The organism is Methanobrevibacter millerae (genome assembly GCF_900103415.1).
GTDB classification, from domain to species: Archaea; Methanobacteriota; Methanobacteria; order Methanobacteriales; family Methanobacteriaceae; genus Methanocatella; species Methanocatella millerae.
In genome coordinates, this window is the sequence record NZ_FMXB01000007.1 from 80,486 (window position 1) to 104,767 (window position 24,282).

Here is a 24,282-nt window from a genome sequence, read left to right on the forward strand (position 1 = left end):
TTAAAAATCAGAAATTGCTTTTAAGAAATTCCAAACTTTTTTTAATGGAATCCTTATTATTTACTTCTATCATGTAGATGCCATCATATTTTTTATCTTCAAAAATATCAATGATGCGTTTTAATTCAATACTGCCTTCACCTAATGGCAAGTGTGAGTCATCATCACCAAAATTATCATGCGCATGTATGTGTTTAATACAGTCAAAATACATTTCATCTGGAGATATTCCTGAGTGGTTGGCATGGCCGATATCCAAAGTCATTGACATTTCGAATTTCAAAAGAGTTTCGTTTAATCTGGACATGTCCTGATAAATCATGCTTTCGAATGCAGGCATGTTCTCGATGGTGGTGTTTACCCCCAAATCCTTGCTGTATTTTCCTATTTCTTCAATGGATGCGTCGGCTACCTTGTAGATTTCTTCAGGCATTTCCTTTGCAAGAAACGGAATGAGTCCCGGATGGACAACGACGGTGCTTGCATCGATTTCATTTGCCAAATCAACTGAAGATTTAATCTGTGAAATGGAGCAGGCCCTGCTTTTGGAGCCTAAAGCTGCAATATTGACGTCCATAAATGGAGCGTGAATGGTGTATTTCAAATCATAGCTGTTTAAAATGTCCAGGTCAAACTCCTCTGTAGGATACTGATGTAACAATTCGGCATATTTGATGCCCAAACCTTCTATAAATTCCAAACTGCTGTCTAAACTATTGTTAAAAGTTGCTAATGTTGATGCTCCTATTTTCATTTTAATCACTTTCTAACTGCTGTTATCTTAAGTCCCATTTCGATGGCGTCCAGTATCTCATCTGACAGTTCAATGCCGTTTTTAATCTTTATTTCGCCTTTCTTGGACGTTGTTGCTGTAAGCAGGTATTCGCCGTCAATCAAAACGTCAAAGTTGGCCCTTCCGTTTTCACGGCCCAAATCCAGAATCAGCTGCTTTCTGGTGTGTATAATGTCGAATTCAAAGGCCTCATTATTGGAATAATTCTTTTCAATGACTTCCACGCCTAGGGATATTCCAATCTTCTCTTCGATTTCGGCTATTCTCTTGCCGTTCTTGCCGATTATTTGGGGAACCAGCTCGTCGGGAATGTAGATGTTTGCCCTATCCGGCGATACGATTTCAACTTCCACATCGGCCTTTTTGGGCAGGAACCTCTTGATTCGCCTTAAAATCTCTTTTTCGGCAATGCTGTCAACGGATGATTTCTCATTTTGGCTTGATGGGTTATTGACTAAATCCAAATCCATCACGATTGTCTGCTCTCCGTATGTGTAGATTTCGTTTTTAAGCTCTCCTGTTTCAAAGTCACGAACTTCAATGACCGGTCTTGCAAGGTCGGCCTCCTTCATTCCGCTTGGAACCTTGACGGTCATTTTTGTTTCATAAACGCTTTTGATTTCACCGTCTTCAATGTAAATGCTTGTATCGACAATTGAAGGGATTACTCCAAGCTCAACTCTTGAAGCGATTCTCTGAATGGCGTCTATCGGCCTGGTTGCGTGAACAACGCCTATCATTCCGACTCCGGCCAGGCGCATGTCCGCAAAGATGTTGAAGTCATGGTTCTTTCTCAGTTCGTCATAAATGGTGTAATCCGGTCTGACAAGAAGCAGTACGTCAGCAGTATTTTCCATGCTGCCTTCAAGGGGAGCGTACTGGGTTATTTCATCCGGAAGCTGCAGGTCTCTCGGTGATTCCATTGTCTTGACGATTTTGTTAAGCTCGCCGGAATAGTATTTGGCAATCGCCTGGACAAATGTTGATTTTCCCGCTCCCGGAGAACCTGAAATCAGGATTCCTTCAGCGTTATTGTTAATTCTGTCCATTAATTTGGCACTTAAGTGATATTCATCCAAGTCAATGTCTGCCACAGGCCTTACAGCCGTTATTTCAATGGCTTCTGAAAATGGCGGCGTAGCTATTGAAATCCTGTATTCCCTTGACTGGACAACGACGGATCCTTCCTTTTCGGATTCCATATAGGTTTTCGCGTCGCTTCTTGACTTTTCTATAATTTCATCGATGATTTCCTGGAGCTTCGTATGATTAAATACTTCGTCGGATAACTTGACGAAACTGATATGGCCAGGTGTTCCCTTTTTGGCCATTGGACAAACGTTTTCCTTCAGATGCACAGACATCGTTTCATCATCGAAAAATTTGGCAATGGATAATTCCTTTTCAACATATTTCTGTTCATAATAATAAACGGGAATTCCCTGAGCCTTTGCAGTTTCTGCCTGGACCTTGTCGTTTGTAAGCAGGGTTCCAAATTCTGACCTTGCCAAATCCCTGATTAATGCATCGATTTCTCCGCTTTTGGCATATCGGATATCATAATTTGTCGGCCTTTTTCCTTTGAATGACACTGCAAGCTCTCCTTCATACTGCAGTTTCTGCAGGTGTTTTAGTTCATTAAGGCCGTTAATGCCTTCGCGTCTGTTGGCGTTTGCCTGATGTTCGAGTTCACAGACAACCGCTTCGGGAACGATGATTTCGGGATAGTCAAGATTCTCCTTTTCAATGACTTTGCTTACTGCTCCAATAATTACTGCACTGGTATCTGGAATTATTGTTTTCATCTTAATACACGTCTTCTGGGTTAATTATACGTTTCTGGTTTGTTTTCAAATCTTCTTCTTTTAAGTCATCAATGTCCGGTGAGTTTTCAACCTCCAGGTTTCTGAAAAAGCATGAATAGTATCCTTCATGACATGCTGCGCCGTTCTGTCTGATTTTAAGCACGACAGCGTCCATGTCACAGTCCACTAGAATTTCTTCCACTTCCTGGAAATGGCCGGAGCTTTCTCCTTTCAGCCATTGCTTGTTTCTTGAGGTGCTCCAGTAATGGGCCTTGCCGGTTTCGATGGTTTTTTGAAGCGCTTCCTTATTCATGTTTGCAAGCATTAATATCTCGCCGGTTTCGGCGTCCTGCGCCACGGCGGTGATGACCTTTTCGCCATTTATCTCATGTCTGAAATTAATTTCCATGGTTTATTCTCCTTTAAAGTAACTTACGATATTTTCAACTTCAACCAAGTCCTGTGAACCGCTCTGCATGTCCTTTACGGTTACCTTGCCTTCATCAAGATCGTTTTTACCTATGATAATCATTTTAGGAACCCTGATTTTATCGGCATAATTCATCAGTTTCTTGAATTTCTTGTTGTTCAGGTCAACGTCGCACCTGATGCCTGACCTTCTTAAAGCCTGGGTAATTTCATAGGCCTTAAAGCGGACGTCTTCTGAAATCGGTGCGATATAAGCATCTAAATGGGATTTGGCATCTTCCTTTTCGGTGAGCTCTTCAATTGCATTCATCAGCCTGTCGAATCCTAGGGCAAAGCCGGTTGATTCAACTTCCTGGCCGCCGAATACTTTGATTAAACTGTAGGTTCCTCCTCCGCAGACCTGTTTCTGTGCTCCAAGGCCTTCGACATAGATTTCAAAGACGATTCCTGTGTAATAGTCAAGTCCCCTTGCAACTCCAAGGTTTAATGTGTAGTTTGTCATGTTAAAGCAGTCTAGGAGCTCAACCAATTCCTTAAGTTCGTCAAATGCCTGCTGAGGCTCTTCATAATCTTTAATCAATTCCTCAACGTCAGCGAGGATGCTTTTGTCCCCGACCATATCGATTAATTTAAGCAAAATCTGGTTTAATTCGTCATTGGAGATGATTGGATTTTCTCCGCTTAGGGATTCTTTCAATAAGTCCTTGTCTCCCTTGTCGATGACAACCATCAGTTCCCTTTGGGTTTTTGCATCGATTTCAAAGTGCCTGAACAATCCTCTGATGATGCCCAGATGGTTGATGTTAACGTCGGCGCCAGTAATTCCTAAAGCTTCAATGGAATCGCTGCACATTGCGATAACTTCGGCCTCTCCCTGGGGGGATTTTGCACCGATCAGTTCGCATCCGAATTGCCAGAACTGTCTGAACCTTCCCTTTTGAGGCCTTTCGTACCTGAAACAGCTGCCGTAATAATAAAGCTTGATAGGCTTTGTTGCAGTTTTTTCAAGCTCATTCAAGTATAGTCTGGCAACCGGTGCGGTAATTTCAGGCCTTAATGTTAATTCGCGGTCGGATTTGTCCTTGAAATTGTACAGCTGGTCGACAATTTCCTCTCCGGATTTGGTTGTAAAAAGCTTTAATTCTTCAAATAAAGGGGTTTTAATCTCCCTGTAACCATAATTTTCAAAAATGTATCTTAAGGTACTTTCAGCTTTTTTTCTATCTTCCATCTCTTCAAATAAAAAATCTCTAGTACCTCTCGGTCTTGTAAATTCCATATTATTTCTCCTGTTTTATAGTATATTAATTTTTGGAAATCAATGTTTAAATAATTATTTGAATTGTCAATTTTTTAAATAGTACTTCTGAGGGGGATATTGGTAAAAATGGGTTATATTATGTTTGGATTGTTGATTAACAGGTGTAAGCAAAGGTAATGTTAATTGGGGGTTTATTGATTTAAAAAATAGACAAATAGTATGTATAATACAATATTATCATTTAAAAAAAGTCAAATTAATGTCTATTGCAGAGATGAAATCTCCACAATTCCGTATTAGACATTAATAATTAATTCAAATCATGTTTCCTTTAGAGGTTTACTTAAAAGTAAGTCTCTGTTTAATCTTATTAGTTAAATATTATATAAAATTAACTATTATTTTAAAGATGGGCAATTAAACAGTTTCCATCTTAGGGAAAAGACCTCATGAAAACTTAGTTTTCAAAGCCCTTCATTGACTTGTTGATATTTAATTACCCGATGGAGGTGAAATTTGGGCTATTGTCCCCCTACATTTTATTATAATCATTAATGATTTAATAATTGGTACAATATTAAACCAATATGTTACAATTGTGGCGATAATTAACCCCAAAATATTCTCACCTCCCAAGGAAAACATGGAAAGGACACCAATGCAGCATACGGAAAAAACTGAACTGATTAATGGATAAACACTACTTAAAAAGAATAATTTCATATTTATCTCCCCCTTTCTGATTTGAAGTGAGGTCTTTAGTAGAAGAATATTGTTAAAATACTATTTAAAGCTTGTTGAAGTCATAGAGTAGAATTGTCCTTATTAAAACATCTTATATAAAGTTTGCGGTAATTTACTGTAAAAAAAAGAAATTATTTCTTAGTGTTAATTTTATAATTATTGTTTTGATTGATGATATTAATCATGTCCTAAAAAAAGTTTTTAACGTGGGAATTAATGTCATTATGAGAATAATCCCATAATAACCCAAGACATTAATCCTTTTTAATCAACTAAGTTTGAGCAAATCAATATCCACTCAGCATGAATATTTGAATTTGATATTATTTAATTCTTATGTATTTTCATTAAAAATTTAAGAAAAGTACTCTTCTTGAGTTTTGGGTTAATTTTTAATCTCAATTTCATTAATTAACCTTTAGATAATCTTAATTTAATAGATATTTTAATCAAAGAATAGGATTGATATTTTCTTATCAATTGATGATGATACTTTAACTAATGCCAAGCAAATTATCAGTAATTTTGTGTCAAATTATTTGGATATTTATATATAGGATCCTACTTTTTGGATAGACAATCAAATTACATTAGAATGCAGACTTATTTATGAATGGTTATACATTGCAGTGTAATGCTCTTTATATATGGGTTGCTCATTTCAGTGTAAGTTTAATTTTTTAGTAAAATAATTTAACTATGATTATCTAACTTAAATATATGGAAATAAAAGGAAGTACAAATGTAGTGGCTTTAATCGGGCATCCTGTGGAACACAGCTTTTCGCCGCCGATGCATAATGCCGCTTTTGAGGCTTTGAAAATGGATTATGTCTACACGGCATTTGATGTCAATCCAAATGATTTGGGAAATGCGATTAAGGGAGCCGACGCTTTAAATATAAAGGGATTCAATGTTACGATACCCCATAAAATTGAAGTAATGCAATATCTCGATGAAATCGATGAAATAGCCGCATTAATAGGTGCCGTCAACACGGTTGATTTTAAAAACCTTAAAGGATATAACACCGATGGAATCGGAGCTATTAAAGCCATTGGCGATGTGACAAGGATTAAAGATAAGAATGTCGTCATCGCAGGTGCCGGAGGGGCTTCAAGGGCAATATCATTCTATCTGGCCAAATACGGAGTTAACAGTCTGAAAATATTGAACAGAAACGTCGAAAAGGCTCAAAATCTTGCCGGTGATGTTTCAGATTCTGGATTGATTGACGGCGTTGAAGCAGATTCAATCAAAAACATGGATTTGAGTGATGCAAATATCTTAATCAATACGACGCCGGTTGGAATGCATCCAAATGTCAATGATACCCCAATAGCTTCAACTGAAATGATGCATGAGGATTTGACGGTATTTGATGCCGTTTACAATCCCAATGAAACCGGATTATTGAAAGAAGCCATTAAGGCAGGTGCAAAGCCGGTTTACGGAATCAAGATGCTTCTGTATCAGGGAGCTGAAAGCTTTGAAATCTGGACGGGAAAGAAGGCGCCTGTTGACGTAATGGAAGATGCGCTCACAAGAACTTTAGGGTTATGATTTTATGGATTTGATTTTTGATATTTCAGCTTTGGCAAGTGATAAAGAGGAATTTACGGATTCCAAAAAGGACGTATTGAAATATCTCAAAATTATCGGAGTCGATTCAAGATTCATTTCATACACTCCTCAAAAGATTTACATTAACAATTTAAGGTTTTCAAAGTTTTCAAGAAAACGCCAGGAAACTTTTAACGGGCGATATCCGGATATTGAGGTTGTAAGAAATTCACTTTTCCAAAAGATCTGTTCAAAAGCCGCCAAAAGCTTAAGCGACATTAAGCCCAACTCAAGGATATTGATTCCTGAGGATAATTTCATGGTCAATGTCATTATGGAGCCATATATGCGTAAATATGGGGTCAAGCTGGTCATTGACGGCGAATATGATTTGATAGCCAATCCCCTCGTTCTGGATTATGAGGTCAATCAGATATTTTCCACGATATTTGCCGGTGAAGGGCTTGAATTCAACAAAAGGGAAAATGAGGTCTATCCGTTAATTAACGTGCCTCTGGATTGGATTAATTCCTTTCTGGAAATGGATGGCCGCTTGAAAATGGAAAATGAAAACAGTAATGAACTGGCATCATCATTTATGGAATTTTTGGAAGATGTGGCACCGCAATACAGAGAAAACGTTCTGAAAGCTGCGGATTATATTGAAGAAAAATTATATCCTTTAAATTACTTGGAATAGTAAAAGTTTCTTATCTCTAGTTTAAAGGATTGTTTTTTGCAGATATTCTGTGTTGAATTTTGAAAAGTATTACTAATGTAAAATTAGTCATTAAAAAGATTTTAATTTACTCTCCATTTAATATATAAAGTATTATATTCGAATATTTTTGGACAAGATATTCAAAACACTATTATTTTTATAATTTAATGAATTTCATGTTTTTCAGATAACTTTTTTATAGTATAATTAATAGATAGAAAAATAGTGTTATAATAATAAGTATTAACAGGTGAAAATTATGAATAAAAAAATAATTATAGCAATATTGGTCATTATTATAATTGCGGCAGGTGCCTTCTTTATGTTTGGCCAATCATTTTTAAAAGCTGATACGCAGATTAATCTTTTAAATAAGGACACCATACAAAATGGTGAGCAGTTGGAATTTGAACTAAAAGATGCTAACGGCAATCCTGTTGCAGGTCAAGTTCTAAACATTACTTTCAACGATAAAAATTATTCAGTAGCTACTGACGATAATGGTAAAGCTTATCTGTTTATCACTGGTATTGACGTTGGAAAATATAATGTTTCAGTCAATTATGGTGGAAATAACAAATTTAATGGTTGTACTGCTACATTTAACATAGAAGTTACAAATGATGCTCCAGACAACCCTGCTACACGAACTATCAGTAATTCAGTTGTAAGCACTCAAAATAATCAAACTAGTGGTAACAACACTGGTAACAGCACGGGTAACAGTAGCGGAAGCGGCCTTAATACAATTTCTGGCAATTAGTCTGTTCTGAATTTATTTCTGGTGTAGGTTTAGAGTTGAATGGCTGGATAGCCAAGTATGGCGGAATCCTTATCCAGAAAATAATTATAACAATACACAATGAAGATGGTAATTCGATAAACCATCTCTTTTTTTCTTTTTTCTAATTTTCATAATTAAAAAATAAAATTTAGAAGTCAAATAATGATGTTTGAGTATTTTTCTTCTCTTTAGGCTTTTCTTCGACTTCTTCTTCAATCATTTCTTCAGCCATTAACTCTTCTTCGACTTCGCTTTCTTCAACTATGGTTTCTTCTTCGCTTTTTGGCTCTTCAGCTATCAGTTCAATTTCATCCCTTACAGGCTCTTCTTCAACGGCAGTTTCCTGAGGAATTCCTGCAAATAGTTGGCTTTCAAGCTCTTGTGCACGCCTGTCACGCTCTTCAATACGCATTTCCTCTTTTTGCTTTTCCATCTTTTTTATGACGGATTTAGGAATGACTTTGCTTCTGAAGCGTTTGATTTCATCCTTGTCCAAATCAAGGAAATCTGAAATCTCCCAGGCAAGCTCGTCGTTTTGAAACATTATTTCAAGGTAAGGAAACATTGAAATGGCCACGGTATTTGAAATGTGCATCTTTTCAGACATTTTCTCTGCAATGGCGTCGCGCTGATTTCTTTTTCCACGGTTGCGTCCCATTAATGTAAATACTGTAGGGCTTTTGATTGGGGTGAATTTCTTGTAGGTTTCCCTTTTGGCTGAGCTTACGCCGATTCCCATGAAATCAGTTGCATACTTCCAGTAACCATAGTTTCTAGTTCTTTGAGCCCTTCCAAAGTATAAATCTGCCTTGGATAGGTTTTCATATGCCTTTTTAAGTTCATTTTTATTGGTGTATTCTCTGGGCACGTTTTCGGCAATGTACTCCATTACGAGCGTCGGCTCTTCATCAACCCTTAAAGCGTCCTTTACGTGCTTTGGATTCTTGCTTTTCAGTGTAGCCATCACCCCGTCGATTATGGTTGACCTGTCGTCTTTGGTGGTGATGTTTTCAACGTCCTCCATGCTTAACTCATGGGAGGTGTCTGCAATCGCCTGAAAACTGTTAATGGCTGAACGGATATCTCCGTTTGCCTTTTTGGACAATAGCTTTAATGCCTCTTTATCGTATTCGATGCCTTCCTCTTTTGCAATGTTTTTAAGCATCTTATTAATGGTAGGGCCTCTAATCTTGGCCATCTTGATGACCTGGCATTTGGGTTTGATGGATTGAAGCCTTTTTGAATAGAAATCGTTGGCTATTAAGATTAATGGATGCTTGGAGGTTTTGATAATCTCTCCGATGGCCTTGACTCCCCCACGGTCGTTTGTTCCGTGAATACCGTCAACCTCGTCCATTATAATCAGTTTGTATTCGTCTCCGAACAATGATCTTGTAGATGAGGATTCGCCGATCGTGCTTTTGATGACGTCCTGTGAACGCTTGTCACTTGCATTCAATTCAATGTATTCGGAAAATTCGTTGGCTATTGCCTGGGCGAACGTTGTCTTTCCGATTCCCGGAGGTCCCACTAAAAGCAGCGGCTGCTGGGGATTGCCCGCTTTCCAGTTATCCACCCATGATTGAATAATCTTTTTTTCCTTGTTGTTACCTAATATCTCATCTAGGCTTTTTGGTCGGTATTTGTCTGTCCATAACATTTGAATGCCTTACTATAAGAATTTAGTTAAAAGAGCTTCCAGCTGTATTCTTGGGTTTGATCCTTCCCTTATCCTGAAGTCACAGTTTGCTATGGCTTCGATGATGTCAATGTAAAACTCGGGATCCATCTTTCCGTCAATTACTCTTCTGGATACTTCCTGATATATCTGTGATACCATGTCCTCTCCGCTTGTTCCCTGCAGTACCATGGTTTCGTGCATGAGCTTTCTTGCGCCCATGAAGTCTCCGGTCAACGCCTTTGTAATCATGTCAGTAATGTCCTGAGGCTTTGATTTGGAAACAACGTCGTATACGCTTTCTTCTGAAATATGCTCTCCTTCGGAGGCCGTTGCCTGCAGGATATTGACTGCCTTACGCATGTCCCCTTCGGCATAATAGACGATGGTTTCTATTCCCTTTTCATCATAGTCAAAGTTCTCTTCTGTGCAGATGTATTTTAATCTGTTTACAATCTCTTCTCCCTTTATTGGAGCGAATCTGAATATTGCGCATCTGGACTGGATAGGGTCGATGATTTTTGATGAATAATTACAGGACAGGATGAATGAAGCGGTTTTCGTATACATTTCCATTTCACGTCTTAAAGCATGTTGGGCGTCTTTTGTCATGTTGTCCACTTCATCCAGGAATATTATTCTGAATGGGGCGCCTACAGGTTTCAGTCTGCAGAAATTCTTGATATCGTTTCTTACCGTGTCAATTCCCCTTGCGTCTGAAGCGTTAAGTTCCAGGAAGTTCTGCCTCCAGTATTCTCCGAGAATTGATTTGACCAGCGCAAGTGCGGTTGTGGTTTTTCCAACACCTGCAGGTCCTGTAAACATTAAATTCGGCATGCTTTCTTCGCCGACATACTTTTTAAGTCTGTTTATAATATGTTCTTGGCCTACAATGTCATCTAGGCTTTGTGGTCTATATTTTTCTACCCAAGGTCCACTCATTAAATCACCATAATTTGTAATGTTAAAGTATTTGTAATTTAGTTAATAATTAGTTTGTGGTAGTGTCTGAGAAGTAATATTTTACTTGTAAAAAAATAGGGTTTCATGTTAAAAAATTAAGTTCTTTGCCTAAAAATCTTTTAATTGACTTTTAGACAAAGGTGTAGATGGGGTTAAAAGTATTTGGTTAAGTATGGATGATCTATAATAATGAAAATTCCGTCTATTTTTCCAACTATATATGGGTACATTCTGAATTGAACCTTATTATTTATTATTGTATAGCCATTATATTCGATTTCTATTGGGTTATACTGATTAATACGTGTTGAGTTAAAGCTTGCTATTCCGTTTTCATCTGTTTTGACTTTTTCAACCATATTATAGTATTTGAATGTCACAGTTTGGTTAGCATATGGATTTCCATCGTTATCCAATACATATACCTCATATTTTTCATTTTCATCAAGATCAACAGTAACTTTTTCACCATGTAAATCAATTAATGTTGGTAAAACAGTTATCGTATTTTTCACTTCATATTCACTATTTTTTGTGATTATATCATATTCATCCGGCTGTAAATTAATGGCCAAGCTCGCTTCACCATTTTCATTAGTGTTTCTGGTATATTCAACACCATTAATCATGAAGGTAATTTCTTTGTTTGCTTGCGGATTGTAGTTTGAATCCACTAATTTGGCATTAAATCTTGAATCACCTTTATAATACTTGGTTAAGTCATCTGTAAATAAATATGGTGTCACAACTATTGTATTGCTCTTTTTACTGTTGTCATAAGGATTTTCAGTTGTAATTATGTATTCGCCAGGAAACAAATTAATATTTAACTTCACATTCCCTTCATTGTCTGTTGTACGGTTGTAGAAAACGCCGTTAATGTTAAATATTGCATATGAATTTGCCAATGGACTGCCATCGGTTTTTAATAATTTAACATTGAATTGCGAAGCGTTTTTATAGATTTTTATCAAATCCTCTGAAACGATTGTCGGCAACACTGTGATAGTATTGCTTATTTTGCAGTTGTCGTAAAGGTTTTCAGCCGTAATGATGTATGTTCCGTCATTCAGATTAATGTTTAACTTTGCAAAACCTTCTTTGTTAGTTGTACGATTGTAGAAAACACCGTTTATGTTGAACTGCACTGTCTGGTTAACTAATGCCGTTCCATTGTTGTCGGTTACTTTTACATAATATTGTGTGCCGTTTTTGTAGAGCTTTTTAATGTCTTGTCCGGTAATCGTCGGCAAGATTGTAACCTTTGTATGTGTCATGTTCCCTGTTGTTGTTAGAGTTCCCGGGTAATGTGTAATAATATCATATGTTCCAGGTTCTAAATTTAATTTTACTGATGAACTACCATTTTTATCTGTAATTCTATTGTATTCAACACCATTGATTATAAAAATCACATCTTTATCTGTTAATAGTGTTCCCCACTGATCTTTTAAAGTAGCTTTAATTTCGCTTTCGTCCTTATAATACATTGTAAAGTCGTCTATGTTTTCAATTATCGTGCTTGTTGATGGGATTGTGAAAGTAATATTTTCAGTACCGTTCTGATAAATTTCATTTCCACTGTAATAATACTGGAATGTGTAGTGACCTCTTTCAAGACCGGTAAGCTGGTATTCTATCTGTCCATTTGTTAAGTTTAATGGTGTTTTTAAAAAGGATAGGAATATTTGACCAGTAATATTCTCATTTCCCATAATTTTAATTGTTGCATTTCCATCTACTGTTCTATTTACAATAACATTATCAAATACTGGAATTTCTCTTGTGTCTTTCTCATCGTTTTGTATTGATCTAACAGTCCATATTTCTTTAGCTATTGTTTCATTATCTCCAAAGTTCTGAAGAGGGTATTTGACATGACCATAAGCTATGAATATTGGATCATAATCATCTGGCTGCAATTCTTCATAGGCTATTGGAGAATCGTCATTAGTGACATTTGCTGCAGATACTGAGCCTATCATCAGCAATGCCAGAAATAATGATAATATAAGTACATATTTTTTAATTTTAATCCCTCCTTGGTCTGAGATATTTTTAATGCAAAAAATTATTTACATTATGTATATTATTTTTTACAAAGATGTATATAAAACTTTCCATTAACTTTTTAAGTAACAATTTAAATATAACTATCATAATCAAGTTGAGGTAATTAATATGAGAGGAACTTGGAAACTTAAATTAAGAATGTGGCTTACAATGATTATAATGTTTACAATCGTTTATTTCCTTGTAATGCTCGCTGGAATGTATCTCGGAATTAGCTCATGGCACTTTTTCATGATTGCAAGTTTGGTCATTGTCTTTTTGCAGTATTGGTTTGGCCCTTCACTTGTCAAACGTTCAATGAATGTCAGGCCGTTAAGCGAGGCGGAAGCCCCCAACATCCACCAGATGGTTGAGGAACTGGCTAACGAAGCGGGTATTCCAAAGCCTGAAGTCTGTATTTCAGAAATCAATGTTCCTAATGCATTTGCATATGGAAGATCATCTAGAAGCGGCCATATCGCAATCACAAGGCCTATTTTAGGGCTACTTAATCGCGATGAGCTGAGAGCGGTTTTAGGTCATGAAATGGGACACATCAAGCACAACGACATGATTGTTACTGCTGCAGTCAGCGTAATACCTATGATTTGCTATTATATCGCATTGTCTTTCATGTTTTCCAGAAACGAAAATGGTGGAGGATTCATAATAGGGATTTTAGGCTATCTATTCTATCTGATAGGTCAGCTTTTAGTCTTGTTCATTTCAAGAACCCGCGAATACTATGCCGATGAAGCTTCCGTTGAATTCGGAAACAGACCGGCAGCATTGGTATCAGCATTATACAAATTATCCTATGGCGCAGCCAGATGCAGCAAGGAAACGATTGATGAAGTCAATACCAACAGAGCATTTTTTATCAACGATGTCAACAATGCAAGAAATGACATCAATGATTTCAGGCAAATTGACTTTGACGGCGACGGATCAATCAGTGATGAGGAATTGAGGAGATTAGCCAACTCAAATGTCAAAGTAAACACTTCAAACAAAATTATGGAATTACTATCAACGCATCCTGACTCTTTAAAAAGGGTCAAAAGACTATCAGAACTTGAAAATTAAAAACGGTGAAAAGATGAAATTGATTTTAGATGAACGTGGCAAGAAATGTATTGTGGAAGAAGGCAAAGAGCTTCAAAGCGACTTGGGAATTGTTTCGGCAGAGGTCTTGGCAAATGCTGAAGTGGGCGATGAGGTAAAAAGCCATCTTGACCGCACATTTAAAATTATAAAGCCTAACGTTAATGATTTCATAGATGTAATGGAGAGAAGATGCTCCATATTAATCAAAAAGGACATTGGAACCGTACTGGCCTACACCGGCCTGGGTGCAGGTTCAAGGGTTGTCGATGCAGGAACCGGTGCCGGAGCCATTGCCCTTCATTTTGCAAACGTAGTCGGTGAAACTGGCCACGTCTACACCTATGAAATCCGGGAGGATTTCGCTGAAGTCGCCCAAAGAAACATCGACGCATTTGGAATTAAAAACATCGACGTTAAAAACAAGAACATCAAGGAAGGAATCGATGAGGACAACATTGACGTGGTATTTTTGGACCTTCCAAAGCCTTATGAGATTTTCGAGGACGTTTGGGACTCATTAAATCTCGGCGGATGGCTGGTCGTCTATGCGCCCTACATCTATCAGGCAGAAGTCGCCTACAGGGTTGCTAAAAAGCTTAATTTCTATGATATTGAAATTCTTGAAACCCTGGAAAGAGGTCTTGAAGTAAAGCAGAAAGGAACAAGGCCTAAAACAAGAATGGTTGGACATAGCGGTTATATACTTTTCGCAAGAAAGTTATAACCTTCTTTTTTCATTGATGCCATTTTCCCCCAGGGATTTTCAATGCCTTTATCTTAAAGAATGCTTTCATTATTTTCATGCTTCTCATTATCGGTGCAAGTATTTTTCATCAATATTTTCATTTATTTATTAATCACTAATTTTTTGACTTATCTAATCTCTGTTATCTACATTAAACTTTAAATAATCTTTAATATAAAGTAATTATTAGGTGATAACTTGGATTTCAAAAAAATCATTGGAATTTTGTTCGTGATAGTGGGTCTGATTTTCATAATCAGCCCGATGTTCAGTTCTGAAATGGCTTCAGTAATTGTCGGACTGAGCTTGTTATTCTTCGGTATCGCTTCAATCATTAACGGGATTTCATCTCAGTACACAATGCCGATATTTTCGACCGCCAATATAATAATAGGGGTTATATCCCTTATATTCGGGGTATTATTCATATTCTTCATTGACGCACTGTCATTCCTTCTCGGACTGCAGTTCTATATAATCGGATTTATAATGGTTGTATTCGGTATACTGGGAATTATTTCTGAATCAAAGCTTTCAAAAATGTCGTCCCTGCTGATTTTAATCATTGGTATAATGGCTATTGCCCTTGCTGTATGCACTACTGCACAACCGGTTTATGCCGCAATTCTGATTGGAGTATGTTTGCTTATCGAAGGAATAAGATTCTTTATAATTGATGATTAGAATTTTTAAGAAGCATTCAGGGATTCATTAATCCTTGTTGCTTTCGCTTTTTTTTTTATTTTATGTGGGTTTTAATGACGATTTTGTCGTATAAAAATATGGTTGTTTTTTGAGGAAAATTAGGAATTAATATTCTCGATTACTCGCTTTTTGATTTTTCATAAATTGCTTAAATTTTACCTTTTCTTTAGAATATTGATTTAAGACGGTAAAATTATAATCAGCGATAAAAAATGCTTTATATAGTATTAATGACTAATATTATCTTGTCAATTAAATATTTGCTAGCATATATTCATTGATTAAAAAATAATTTGGAGGGGATTGAAATTAGAATTAGACCAATAGATAATAAAACAAAGAACAGCTGTGATTCAATGTTAAAAGTAGCGGCTCATGCTTTCACCAATGCATTAATTCCAATCACGGATATCCCCGATGATGATTATGAAGTATTGTCATGTGAAATATTCAAACCCGGAGCCGATGTAAAATCCATGGATATACTGTTGAAAGGTAAAAAAGGATTTGTAAATATTGAATTTCACAAACAACCTCTTGCAAAATATCACCTTGCCAGAGATTTTGAATATGTGGTTCAATATTTCTTTTTCTATGGGGAAATAATCGATCAAAGGATTGTAGTCGTAGATAAAGAAAGAAAATCTGTTGATAAACTACAAATCATGCCAGATTTGGAGTATAAAGGAAAAATTGATTATGTTGAAGAGTTAGATGGGCAAATAGTGTTAAATACTATTAAGGATAAAATAAAAAATAACCAAGTGCCCAACGAGTTAGAACTGTTCATTTTTTCCATACTTCCAATCACCGATCATGATTTTGATGATGAAGAGAAGTTAATGGAAGAATTGTGCAATCTAACTCCTCAATTGAATATTTCTGAAGAAGACCGTGATGCCATAGTCTTTTGTCAGATGATTTTGATTGAGTTATGTGTGAATGACGACTATTTGAAAGAAAAATTGCTAGGGGTGATTAATATGACTTCATCTTTCATTCAAAACCGTGAAAATGCTTTAAAACGCAGGATTGTGGTTGCTGAGCAGACGGCTCTTAATGAGAGGCAGAGGGCGGATGATGCTGAGCTTACTGCTTCTAATGAGAGGCAGAGGGCGGATGATGCTGAGCTTACTGCTTCTAATGAGAGGCAGAGGGCTGATGCTGAAAAGAAAAGAGCTGATGCTACTGAAGAAATTTTAAAAGAAATTGTTGAAAATAATGATATTGAATTTAATAAAGAAACAATGAAAAAAATATCTTCAGTTACTACGATATTCTAAAAGGGAAAAAATAAATTAACTATGTGGTTAGATAGTTGATTTATAATGTTTTCCTTTTTCTTTATTTTTTGTTTTATTAAGTATTTATAATCATTTATTTGGGATTCGGGATAGTATGGTCTTATTAGATGATTTATGTAAAGAATGATTGAGTTAAAGAAAAATTTTTGGAGTTCGTTGTAATGTCTTTATCTTATATTGAAAATAGGGAAAATGCTTTAAAACGCAGGATTGTGGTTGCTGAGCAGACGGCTCTTAATGAGAGGCGGAGGGCTGATGATGCGGAGCTTATTGCTTCTAATGAGAGGCGAAGGGCTGATGCTGAAAAGAAAAGGGCTGATGATGCTGTAGAAATTTTAAAACAAATTGTTGACAATAATGATATTAAATTAAGTCAAAAAACAAGGAATAAAATAAAGTTGCAGTTATGATATTTCATAAACAAACACAGAAGAAAGATATTGAAAAAAAAGTTACAGAAAAAGAAATCCTCGGATTAGTAAAAACGGAATTGCCGTACAACAGTGTTGAAATTAAAAAAAGAGGATCAAAAGGATTGAAATGGTAATAACCTGATATTTTAAACAAATCAATATCCATAAAGTTAGGGTATTTTAATATTAATTAAAAAAAGAAAAAATAATCAGCTATTCGATGAGAATAGCCGGTTTATAAGGCATTGCGTTTTTAGCCTTGTTTTGCGGGTCGTATGAATCGTCGGTATGCACAATCACTTCACTTCCAACTTCATTGGAGATGTATTCGAGAGCGTCATCAATGATTTGCGCTTCATCGATTTTACCCACGTATTTGGTTTTGGTCATTTCACGGCCGATTTTTTTGGCTACGGCAGCTATTTCCTTTTTGTCGTCATAAATGTCTGCTTTAACAGCTCTGCCCATAATCTGGCCGATATCAGGCTTTCCAACCTCATTAGCTATTTCAAAGAGATCCCATTTCCAGTCGGAAGCAAGGTAAATGTGTACCTTTTGGGCGTCTTCTCCAACCATCTTCTTAATCTGGTTGATGTCCTTTATGAGATTTTGAACCAATTCTTCTGACTTTTCAATTTCAAGGCTGATTAGGCTTTCATCAGCTTCAGGCCATTTAGCAGCACTTACAAAGCCTTCGCCGCCATAATTGGACCATAATTCTTCACATGCGTGTGGAGTGAACGGCGCAAGAAGCCTTATCCATGATTCTACAACCGTTGATAAGACGTAAATCACTGCAGGGTCCTTTTTGTCAAGGAGGTGATTGACTCTGTAGAGATAGTGGTCAATATCCTTTTTAAGCAGGAAGAGTGATTCCTGTAAAGCCTTTCTGGTCTGGAAAACTTCTAAAGCTTCTGTTGACGCTTTAATGTGCTGGTTGAGCTGGCTTAACATCCATAAATCAATGGTTCTTGTTAATTCGACCTTTTCAATGTTGGTTAAATCCAGTTTGGAGCCTTTAATCTCTTCTACTTTTGCTGCGAATTCCTTAAACCATTCAAGCCTTCTTTTGGTTCCTAAAACTTCCTTTTCCCTCCAGTCGAAGTCCTGCCAAGGTTCGGCTGAAGCCATCAGGAACAGCCTTACGACGTCTGCCGTATAGTCTTCAATAGCGTCTTTTAAAAGAATTACGTTTCCTTTTGATGAGGACATCTTGTTTCCTTCCAGAAGACCCATTCCAAAGACTACTGTTCCTTTAGGCCATTTGTCTTCAGGAAATATTGCGCTGTGGTGGAACATCAGGAAGCTTAAGTGATTTCCAACAAGGTCTTTTGCGGACAGTCTCCAGTCGAGAGGATACCAGTAGTTGAATTCGTCCTGGATTTCCTTAACGATTTCCGGAGCTACCTTGATGTCGTCTGAATCAATATCCAAATAAATTTTATCAAAGAATGCACGGTTCAAGTCGTCAGGATTCATGTCTTTAAGGAATCTGGCAACTGAATAGTATGACATGTAAATTGTGGAGTCGGTCAATGGCTCGATTAACCATTTGTTGTCCCAGGGGAGTCTTGTTCCGAGTCCGACTTTTCTTGAACATGCCCAGTCGTCCAGCCAGTCAATGTAATAGTTGAAATTGTTTTTGACTTCAGGAGGAATGATGGTTTCTCTGTTTAAGACTTCATGGGTCTTTTCCTTCCATTCAGGATTTGAATATTTCATGAACCACTGGTCATCCATGATTTTAACGACACAGTTGTTTCCGCATCTGCACACGACAGGCCTTTCTGCGAAATCGTACATGATTGTGGCCATGTTTTTGGATATGAGCTCTTCTTTTAATTCTTCACGAGCGAACCTGACCTTTTTTCCTCCGAAGCCAGGAATGCTTTCGATAATGACACCTTTACTGTGCTGAATCTTATACAGTTCATTGGTGGCTTCATGGAGCTTTTCGTCGTTCTGGTCGGTTATTCCAAGCCTTTCGATAATGTCTGCTGCAGGAATTTCTCCATATCCTTTAACGCTGCACACAGGGATCGGAACAACGTTTTCAACGATTCCTTCCAGATTGTATTTCTTGATTAATTCTTCATTTTCCTTTAAGTCTTTAAGAGCAATGTAGTCTGCAGGTGCATCGGCAGGTTCAGAGAATACAACTCCGCTACCGTATGATGCGCTTACAAAGCTTGCAGGGAAAATCGGGATTTCATCGCCGGTAAATGGATTTATTGCCATTTTACCAATCAGGTCATCGGGATTAATTTCTGATATGATGTCCAGGCCCTTAATCTGCTGTTCAAGGTTATAATGGGCCTCTTTGGTGATTACCCATTTTTCATCGTTTGCCTTGACCAAGACGTATTCGACATCGGGATTGAGCCAGATGTTTGTAGCTCCGACGATTGTTTCGGGCCTTAATGTTGCAGTAACGAGAACCTTATCTTCAATCTTGAATTTAAGAAGCGTAAGCTCGTTGACACCGACGCCTTCCCCTTCAAGCAGGTCGTGGTCTCCTACAGGGTTATCACAGTTAGGGCAGTATTTTACTGGATGCTCTCCTTTCTGAACCAGTCCCTTTTCATAAAGCGTGGTTATCTGCCATTCGATGAATTTCTTGTAAGTCGGATCTATTGTTCTGAATTCGCGCCTCCAGTCGATTGAATAACCCATTTCGTGCATCACTTCATTGTATTCGCTGCTGAAGTATCTTACGATGTATTCTGGGTCTTCCAATTTAGGCAATTCGTCCTTAGGGACTCTGTGGACGTTTTCATACAGGTCAAGAGTCCAAGGGTCTTTTCTTTTAATCCTGTCGGCTATTCCAATAACAGGCGCGCCGGTAACGTGCCATGCCATTGGGAACAAAACGTTATAGCCTTCCATTCTTTTGAATCTTGCATATACGTCAGGCACTGTGTATGTACGGCCGTGGCCTATGTGCATAGCTCCGCTAGGGTATGGAAAAGCTACGGTAATAAACAGTTTTTCCTTATCATTTGGGTTGGATTCAAATAATTTTTCCTCTTCCCATTTCTTCTGCCATTTCTTTTCTGTCACTAAATCACCATTCTTGTCTTTTTAGGGCTTTCAGGAACTTGGCTTTTGTGCTGGTTCCTTTGAACTCTAGCTATAATATCATTAACTTCATCAACTGAAATGTCCAGTTCTCCGGCTATTGTTTCGCCTGATTCTTCCTTTTCAATGCTTCTGTATAGAATCTTGTCGAGCAGTTCATAAGTCATTCCAATTTCATCTTCATCCGTCTGGTTGTTCCATAATCCTGCTCTTGGAGGCTTGTTTATGATTTCTTCGGGAACTTCCAGGCATCTGGCCAGTTCATAAACGTTGGTTTTGTACAAATCGCCGATTGGTTCCATATCACATGCACCGTCTCCGTATTTTGTGAAATATCCAATCAGGATTTCGCTTTTGTTGCCTGTTCCGCAAACGAGGTAGTTTTTGGAATTGGCATAGAAATATATAATGGACATCCTTATTCTTGCCTTTAGATTTCCAATAGCCAATTTGTCATCTTGAATCTGTGTAACTGATAAGAATTCGTTTAAAATACTATCAATAGCCATTTCCTTGTAGTTTATTCCTAATTGCTGAGCTATTGCAGTGCCGTGAAGCTTATCTTCCGTTGGGGTTGTTGTGGAAGGCATAACTATTCCGAACACGTTTTCCGCTCCAACAGCTTCGCAAGCTAAAAATGCAGCTACTGTGGAGTCGATTCCTCCGCTCAGTCCTACTACAAGTCCGTCTGCATTTGCTTCGGATACTTTATTTTGAACGAATTCGATTATATCTTTTTTCGTCTTTTCAACATCTATTTTTGGAATTTCGTTCATATCAAACACCATCTAATTTTTCATTAGTAATTAATATAGTTCTTTTATTATAATAATATATAGGTCGAATTTCGGATTTTTTTCACGAGGCAAAAAGAAGTTTTGGATTTCTTTTGTATTGGATGTTAAAAAAGTAAATGGTGGATGGATAATATCTGGTATAAATGTTTTAATTTTACTTAGGATATATTAAGAATTCCTTTATCTTGTAGTCGCTGTAGTTAGCTGCGATTTTGTCAATGGTTCCGTCCTTAAACATTTCATCTAAAGTCTTTTGAACCTGGTCTTTTAGCTCAGTATTGCCTTTTTTAAATCCGATGCCGTATTGCTCATCTGATAACGGTTTATCCAATACTTTAAATTCATTTGGATTTTCTGCTATTTTATAGTTTGCAAGTCCGACATCCACAAGCACCGCATCGCATCCTTCGCTTTTCAAATCCATGAATGCAGTGTTGAAATCATGCACTTCCTGTATTTTTAAAGTGTCAACAATGGATTTGTCCTGTTCTTTAAGCACATCTGCTCCTGATGATCCCATTTGGATTTCTACGGTTTTTCCTTTCAGGTCATCAATTGATGAAATATTTGAATTTGATTTTACAACCAGTACTTGGGTGTTGTTGAAGTATGGATCGCTCCAGGTATAGTCGTTTTCACGATTATTCATGGTGAATGCGCTCCAAATACAGTCGATTTCTCCGGAATTGAGTTCGACCTCTTTAGAGTCCCAGTTAATTATCTGCACGGTTTGAAATGTCCAGTTATTCCTTCTGCAAACCTCTTTGGCTACGTCTATATCAAATCCCCCTATCTCTCCATTATTAATTCGATATTCGAATGGTGGAAATTCCAAATTAACTCCTATGACAAATGTGCTGTTATCATTCGTTACATTGGAATGGGTGTTTGAGTTATTCCCGTCCAGAAAATCAAAAATGCCGGCATGAGCAGTACTGACTGTTAAAAATATTATTAACAGTGCCAAAATTGGTAATATTTTTTTATTCATATTATTTATCCCTCTCCCTATTTTATGGGCTAATAATATCTTTAGTTTTAATCATATTTAAAATGGATTAATATTATATGCTTAAATATGACATATTAAAATAATCAAACTAATGATTTCAGTTTCAGACTGAAGGATTTATATGAATTTGGAGGAAATTAAATGTTTGAAAAAGATTTTGTTGGAGAAGCGCCGGATTACTCAGATAGTGAAAACTGGCTTGCGCTTCCCGAAAAACCGGATAAGGATGTTGATTTGCTGTTTCTTTACCCTTCAAGCTGCAACGATCCCGAAGCGAATATTATATGTGAAATCGACAATGCATCAATGAGGGAAGGTGCAAAGAATTATTTTGCCATCGAAGCCACTGCATTCGATGGAGTTGCAAATATTTTTGCCCCGTACTGGAGGCAGGTTAATGGAGTGAAGCTACCTATGATGAGCTTTGAGGAAGTCAATGATGCGGAATGGGCGGAACCAAGAACGGATGTTTATGCCGCTTTGGATTATTATTTTGAAAATCTCAATGACGGTCGCCCCTATTTCTTTGCCGGACATTCTCAGGGGTCCAGATTATGTTATATTGTCTTGTCTGAGTATATGAAGGAGCATCCGGAATACTATGAAAACATGATTGCTGCCTATTGCATCGGGGACTCTTTAACAAGTCATTATCTTGAGGAAAACCCTCATGTCAAGGCGGCCCAGTCAGCCGATGATTTGGGAGTCGTTGTTTCATGGAATACTGAAGGGCCTGCAAACAAGGGAAAACCTTCACTTGTGATTTCTCCAGGAGCTATATCAATAAATCCTCTTAATTGGTGTGTTGATGAAACTCCTGCCGATGCGGAAATGAATCTTGGAACTTTCGTACCGAATCCGTTAGAATCAGTATTGGTGGAACTGCCGATAAAGGCGGATGCCGTAATCGACCTTGAAAGGGGTTCGGTCATGGTGACGAATCCTGAATTTGAAAAATATGCTGTATCTAAGCTTCTTGGCCTTGAAGCCTTGGATCACGTTTTCGGACCTGTTAGTTATCATGCATGCGATTACACGTTCTTTTATTTGAATATCCGTGAAAATGCCCAAACAAGGGCTGAAGCATGGTTTGAGATTCATTAACTGAGAATATGTGGAGTTGTGAAATATGTCAAAGATGTCAAAGATTGTGGAAACTGTAATGGACAAAAAGCATCGCGAATACGTTGACGATGCAGATAAAGCCGACGAACATATGCAGGAGCGTTCTCTGGATGAGGACGAAGTTTATAAGATCCCGAAAATGCCATATCACACTAAAGTTGAAAGCAGGGACATGTTCGATTGTCAGATGATAGTCTATAACGATGTTGAAGATGCCGAGCGCCTAGTCATTTATCTTCATGGGGGAATATATGTAAATGAAATGAGAAAGCCTCACGTCATATTTTGCGATAAGCTTGCAAAAAAGGTCAACGCATGCGTATTCGCTCCGGTTTATCCTCTAGCTCCGAACCATACCTATGAGGAAACCTATGAAATCGTTGAAAAGCTCTACAGGCATTTGCTTGAGATGGATAAGCCAATCGTAATAATGGGAGATTCTGCCGGCGGAGGATTATCCGTAGCATTCTGTGAATATCTTGCGGCCAATGATTTGCCTCAGCCTCAAAACCTGATTCCAATTTCTCCATGGCTTGACGTATCAATGTCCGGGGATTATGATGAGGTTGAATTCGATCCGATGCTTGGAATCGACGGTCTGCGCGAAATGGGTGAAACCTGGGCAGGTGATCTTGACCCAAAAGACTATAAGGTAAGCCCGATGTTCGGAGATGTTTCAAATCTTGCCAAAACGACCCTTTTTGTAGGAACTCATGAAATATTCTATCCTGATGTCGTAAAGTTCTATAATAAGTTAATAGAAAACGGTGTTGACGCCGAGCTGAATGTCGGTGAGGAAATGACTCACGTCTATGCCATTTATCCTTTGGTTCCCGAATCAAAAGAGGCGTTCAATCATATCGTTGAAGTAATTCTTGATTAAGCGTTTAAATGAGTGGTTTACTCTTTAACGCCCTTTTTTCTTTTTATTTTAAAATGCTCTTGAATTAATTCTGGGGTCATGGCTTTTGAAAACTGGATTTCGATAAGCGTTCATATATATCCTTGTTTTAAATCACATCTGATATTGGAAATGCCTGGCATTAATTGAAATTCTGCTTAATTAAATCGAATGAAAAAGGATAGCTATTGATTATATTGACCACATTTTTTCGCAAAATCGATGGTGAAAAGATTTGGATTTTGAAGGCAATCTGGTCAGTTCCTTTTTTAGCCAAACTTTATATATCAAAAAGAATAAAC

21 protein-coding genes are annotated in these 24,282 nt (G+C 37.4%); 11 read left to right on the top strand and 10 right to left on the bottom strand.

The features are described from left to right. Positions 1-7 precede the first annotated feature (7 nt). From F3G70_RS05385 to hisS, 4 genes are read right to left on the bottom strand one after another with little or no spacing between them, the layout of a single operon-like run. The gene (locus F3G70_RS05385) at positions 8-754 is read right to left on the bottom strand and encodes a sugar phosphate isomerase/epimerase family protein (protein WP_149731683.1); all 747 of its coding nucleotides are present in this window, start codon (positions 752-754) and stop codon (positions 8-10) included. Between the two features lie 5 nt (positions 755-759). Next, complete coding sequence (locus tag F3G70_RS05390; protein WP_149731684.1) at positions 760-2,598, bottom strand: PINc/VapC family ATPase; 1,839 nt, start codon at positions 2,596-2,598, stop codon at positions 760-762. A 1-nt stretch (position 2,599) separates the two neighbouring features. Further along, positions 2,600-3,007, bottom strand: coding sequence for a phosphoribosyl-AMP cyclohydrolase (gene hisI / locus F3G70_RS12030; protein ID WP_188118087.1), 408 nt, complete (start codon positions 3,005-3,007; stop codon positions 2,600-2,602). A 3-nt stretch (positions 3,008-3,010) separates the two neighbouring features. Beyond that, positions 3,011-4,306, bottom strand: a complete 1,296-nt coding sequence (hisS, locus tag F3G70_RS05395; protein WP_188118088.1) for a histidine--tRNA ligase — start codon at positions 4,304-4,306, stop codon at positions 3,011-3,013. Between the two features lie 1,446 nt (positions 4,307-5,752). Between hisS and aroE the strand changes: the two genes are divergently transcribed. From aroE to F3G70_RS05410, 3 genes are all read left to right on the top strand, one after another. After that, complete coding sequence (aroE, locus tag F3G70_RS05400; protein ID WP_149731685.1) at positions 5,753-6,595, top strand: shikimate dehydrogenase; 843 nt, start codon at positions 5,753-5,755, stop codon at positions 6,593-6,595. Positions 6,596-6,599: 4 nt separating this feature from the next. Then, positions 6,600-7,295, top strand: a complete 696-nt coding sequence (locus tag F3G70_RS05405; RefSeq protein WP_149731686.1) for an ATPase — start codon at positions 6,600-6,602, stop codon at positions 7,293-7,295. A gap of 280 nt (positions 7,296-7,575) precedes the next feature. Continuing rightward, the gene (locus F3G70_RS05410) at positions 7,576-8,079 is read left to right on the top strand and encodes an Ig-like domain-containing protein (RefSeq protein WP_149731687.1); all 504 of its coding nucleotides are present in this window, start codon (positions 7,576-7,578) and stop codon (positions 8,077-8,079) included. Positions 8,080-8,248: 169 nt separating this feature from the next. On the opposite strand, the gene F3G70_RS05415 is transcribed toward F3G70_RS05410, so the two are convergent. From F3G70_RS05415 to F3G70_RS05425, 3 genes are all read right to left on the bottom strand, one after another. Continuing rightward, positions 8,249-9,760, bottom strand: a complete 1,512-nt coding sequence (locus F3G70_RS05415) for a replication factor C large subunit (RefSeq protein ID WP_149731688.1) — start codon at positions 9,758-9,760, stop codon at positions 8,249-8,251. A gap of 12 nt (positions 9,761-9,772) precedes the next feature. After that, positions 9,773-10,720, bottom strand: coding sequence for a replication factor C small subunit (locus F3G70_RS05420; protein ID WP_149731689.1), 948 nt, complete (start codon positions 10,718-10,720; stop codon positions 9,773-9,775). Between the two features lie 173 nt (positions 10,721-10,893). After that, positions 10,894-12,726, bottom strand: a complete 1,833-nt coding sequence (locus tag F3G70_RS05425) for a hypothetical protein (RefSeq protein ID WP_149731690.1) — start codon at positions 12,724-12,726, stop codon at positions 10,894-10,896. A gap of 196 nt (positions 12,727-12,922) precedes the next feature. Here F3G70_RS05425 and F3G70_RS05430 point away from each other — a divergent pair, with 196 nt between their 5' ends. From F3G70_RS05430 to F3G70_RS12035, 6 genes are all read left to right on the top strand, one after another. Continuing rightward, positions 12,923-13,879, top strand: coding sequence for a zinc metalloprotease HtpX (locus tag F3G70_RS05430; protein WP_149731691.1), 957 nt, complete (start codon positions 12,923-12,925; stop codon positions 13,877-13,879). A gap of 13 nt (positions 13,880-13,892) precedes the next feature. Beyond that, entirely contained in the window at positions 13,893-14,624 is a 732-nt protein-coding gene (locus tag F3G70_RS05435; protein ID WP_149731692.1) for a tRNA (adenine-N1)-methyltransferase, read from the top strand. 219 nt (positions 14,625-14,843) lie between these two features. Continuing rightward, positions 14,844-15,329, top strand: coding sequence for a DUF308 domain-containing protein (locus F3G70_RS05440; RefSeq protein ID WP_149731693.1), 486 nt, complete (start codon positions 14,844-14,846; stop codon positions 15,327-15,329). A 377-nt stretch (positions 15,330-15,706) separates the two neighbouring features. Then, complete coding sequence (locus F3G70_RS05445) at positions 15,707-16,633, top strand: hypothetical protein (protein WP_188118090.1); 927 nt, start codon at positions 15,707-15,709, stop codon at positions 16,631-16,633. Between the two features lie 182 nt (positions 16,634-16,815). Continuing rightward, a complete protein-coding gene (locus F3G70_RS05450; protein WP_149731695.1) occupies positions 16,816-17,064 on the top strand; it encodes a hypothetical protein in 249 nt (82 codons plus the stop codon). Beyond that, a complete protein-coding gene (locus tag F3G70_RS12035; RefSeq protein WP_188118092.1) occupies positions 17,061-17,201 on the top strand; it encodes a hypothetical protein in 141 nt (46 codons plus the stop codon). The genes F3G70_RS05450 and F3G70_RS12035 overlap by 4 nt, the downstream gene beginning before the upstream one ends. Before the next feature lie 79 nt (positions 17,202-17,280). On the opposite strand, the gene leuS is transcribed toward F3G70_RS12035, so the two are convergent. The 3 genes from leuS to F3G70_RS05465 form a co-directional block, all read right to left on the bottom strand. Beyond that, positions 17,281-20,127: a leucine--tRNA ligase gene (gene leuS, locus F3G70_RS05455; RefSeq protein WP_149731696.1), complete on the bottom strand. Its 2,847-nt coding sequence runs from the start codon at positions 20,125-20,127 to the stop codon at positions 17,281-17,283. Further along, positions 20,127-20,921, bottom strand: coding sequence for an NAD+ synthase (locus F3G70_RS05460; RefSeq protein WP_149731697.1), 795 nt, complete (start codon positions 20,919-20,921; stop codon positions 20,127-20,129). The genes leuS and F3G70_RS05460 overlap by 1 nt, the downstream gene beginning before the upstream one ends. 175 nt (positions 20,922-21,096) lie before the next feature. Then, a complete protein-coding gene (locus tag F3G70_RS05465; RefSeq protein WP_149731698.1) occupies positions 21,097-21,933 on the bottom strand; it encodes an amino acid ABC transporter substrate-binding protein in 837 nt (278 codons plus the stop codon). A 162-nt stretch (positions 21,934-22,095) separates the two neighbouring features. Between F3G70_RS05465 and F3G70_RS05470 the strand changes: the two genes are divergently transcribed. Continuing rightward, positions 22,096-23,058: a DUF3089 domain-containing protein gene (locus tag F3G70_RS05470; RefSeq protein WP_149731699.1), complete on the top strand. Its 963-nt coding sequence runs from the start codon at positions 22,096-22,098 to the stop codon at positions 23,056-23,058. Positions 23,059-23,083: 25 nt separating this feature from the next. Beyond that, positions 23,084-23,962: an alpha/beta hydrolase gene (locus F3G70_RS05475; RefSeq protein ID WP_149731700.1), complete on the top strand. Its 879-nt coding sequence runs from the start codon at positions 23,084-23,086 to the stop codon at positions 23,960-23,962. Positions 23,963-24,282: the final 320 nt, after the last annotated feature.

Bases quoted from the DNA above. Each gene is read 5' to 3' on its own strand.
- F3G70_RS05385 (WP_149731683.1), bottom strand. From the start codon at position 754: ATGAAAATAGGAGCATCAACATTAGCAACTTTTAACAATAGTTTAGAC.
- F3G70_RS05390 (WP_149731684.1), bottom strand. From the start codon at position 2,598: ATGAAAACAATAATTCCAGATACCAGTGCAGTAATTATTGGAGCAGTA.
- hisI (WP_188118087.1), bottom strand. From the start codon at position 3,007: ATGGAAATTAATTTCAGACATGAGATAAATGGCGAAAAGGTCATCACC.
- hisS (WP_188118088.1), bottom strand. From the start codon at position 4,306: ATGGAATTTACAAGACCGAGAGGTACTAGAGATTTTTTATTTGAAGAG.
- aroE (WP_149731685.1), top strand. From the start codon at position 5,753: ATGGAAATAAAAGGAAGTACAAATGTAGTGGCTTTAATCGGGCATCCT.
- F3G70_RS05405 (WP_149731686.1), top strand. From the start codon at position 6,600: ATGGATTTGATTTTTGATATTTCAGCTTTGGCAAGTGATAAAGAGGAA.
- F3G70_RS05410 (WP_149731687.1), top strand. From the start codon at position 7,576: ATGAATAAAAAAATAATTATAGCAATATTGGTCATTATTATAATTGCG.
- F3G70_RS05415 (WP_149731688.1), bottom strand. From the start codon at position 9,760: ATGTTATGGACAGACAAATACCGACCAAAAAGCCTAGATGAGATATTA.
- F3G70_RS05420 (WP_149731689.1), bottom strand. From the start codon at position 10,720: ATGAGTGGACCTTGGGTAGAAAAATATAGACCACAAAGCCTAGATGAC.
- F3G70_RS05425 (WP_149731690.1), bottom strand. From the start codon at position 12,726: ATGATAGGCTCAGTATCTGCAGCAAATGTCACTAATGACGATTCTCCA.
- F3G70_RS05430 (WP_149731691.1), top strand. From the start codon at position 12,923: ATGAGAGGAACTTGGAAACTTAAATTAAGAATGTGGCTTACAATGATT.
- F3G70_RS05435 (WP_149731692.1), top strand. From the start codon at position 13,893: ATGAAATTGATTTTAGATGAACGTGGCAAGAAATGTATTGTGGAAGAA.
- F3G70_RS05445 (WP_188118090.1), top strand. From the start codon at position 15,707: ATGTTAAAAGTAGCGGCTCATGCTTTCACCAATGCATTAATTCCAATC.
- F3G70_RS05450 (WP_149731695.1), top strand. From the start codon at position 16,816: ATGTCTTTATCTTATATTGAAAATAGGGAAAATGCTTTAAAACGCAGG.
- F3G70_RS12035 (WP_188118092.1), top strand. From the start codon at position 17,061: ATGATATTTCATAAACAAACACAGAAGAAAGATATTGAAAAAAAAGTT.
- F3G70_RS05460 (WP_149731697.1), bottom strand. From the start codon at position 20,921: ATGAACGAAATTCCAAAAATAGATGTTGAAAAGACGAAAAAAGATATA.
- F3G70_RS05465 (WP_149731698.1), bottom strand. From the start codon at position 21,933: ATGAATAAAAAAATATTACCAATTTTGGCACTGTTAATAATATTTTTA.
- F3G70_RS05470 (WP_149731699.1), top strand. From the start codon at position 22,096: ATGTTTGAAAAAGATTTTGTTGGAGAAGCGCCGGATTACTCAGATAGT.
- F3G70_RS05475 (WP_149731700.1), top strand. From the start codon at position 23,084: ATGTCAAAGATGTCAAAGATTGTGGAAACTGTAATGGACAAAAAGCAT.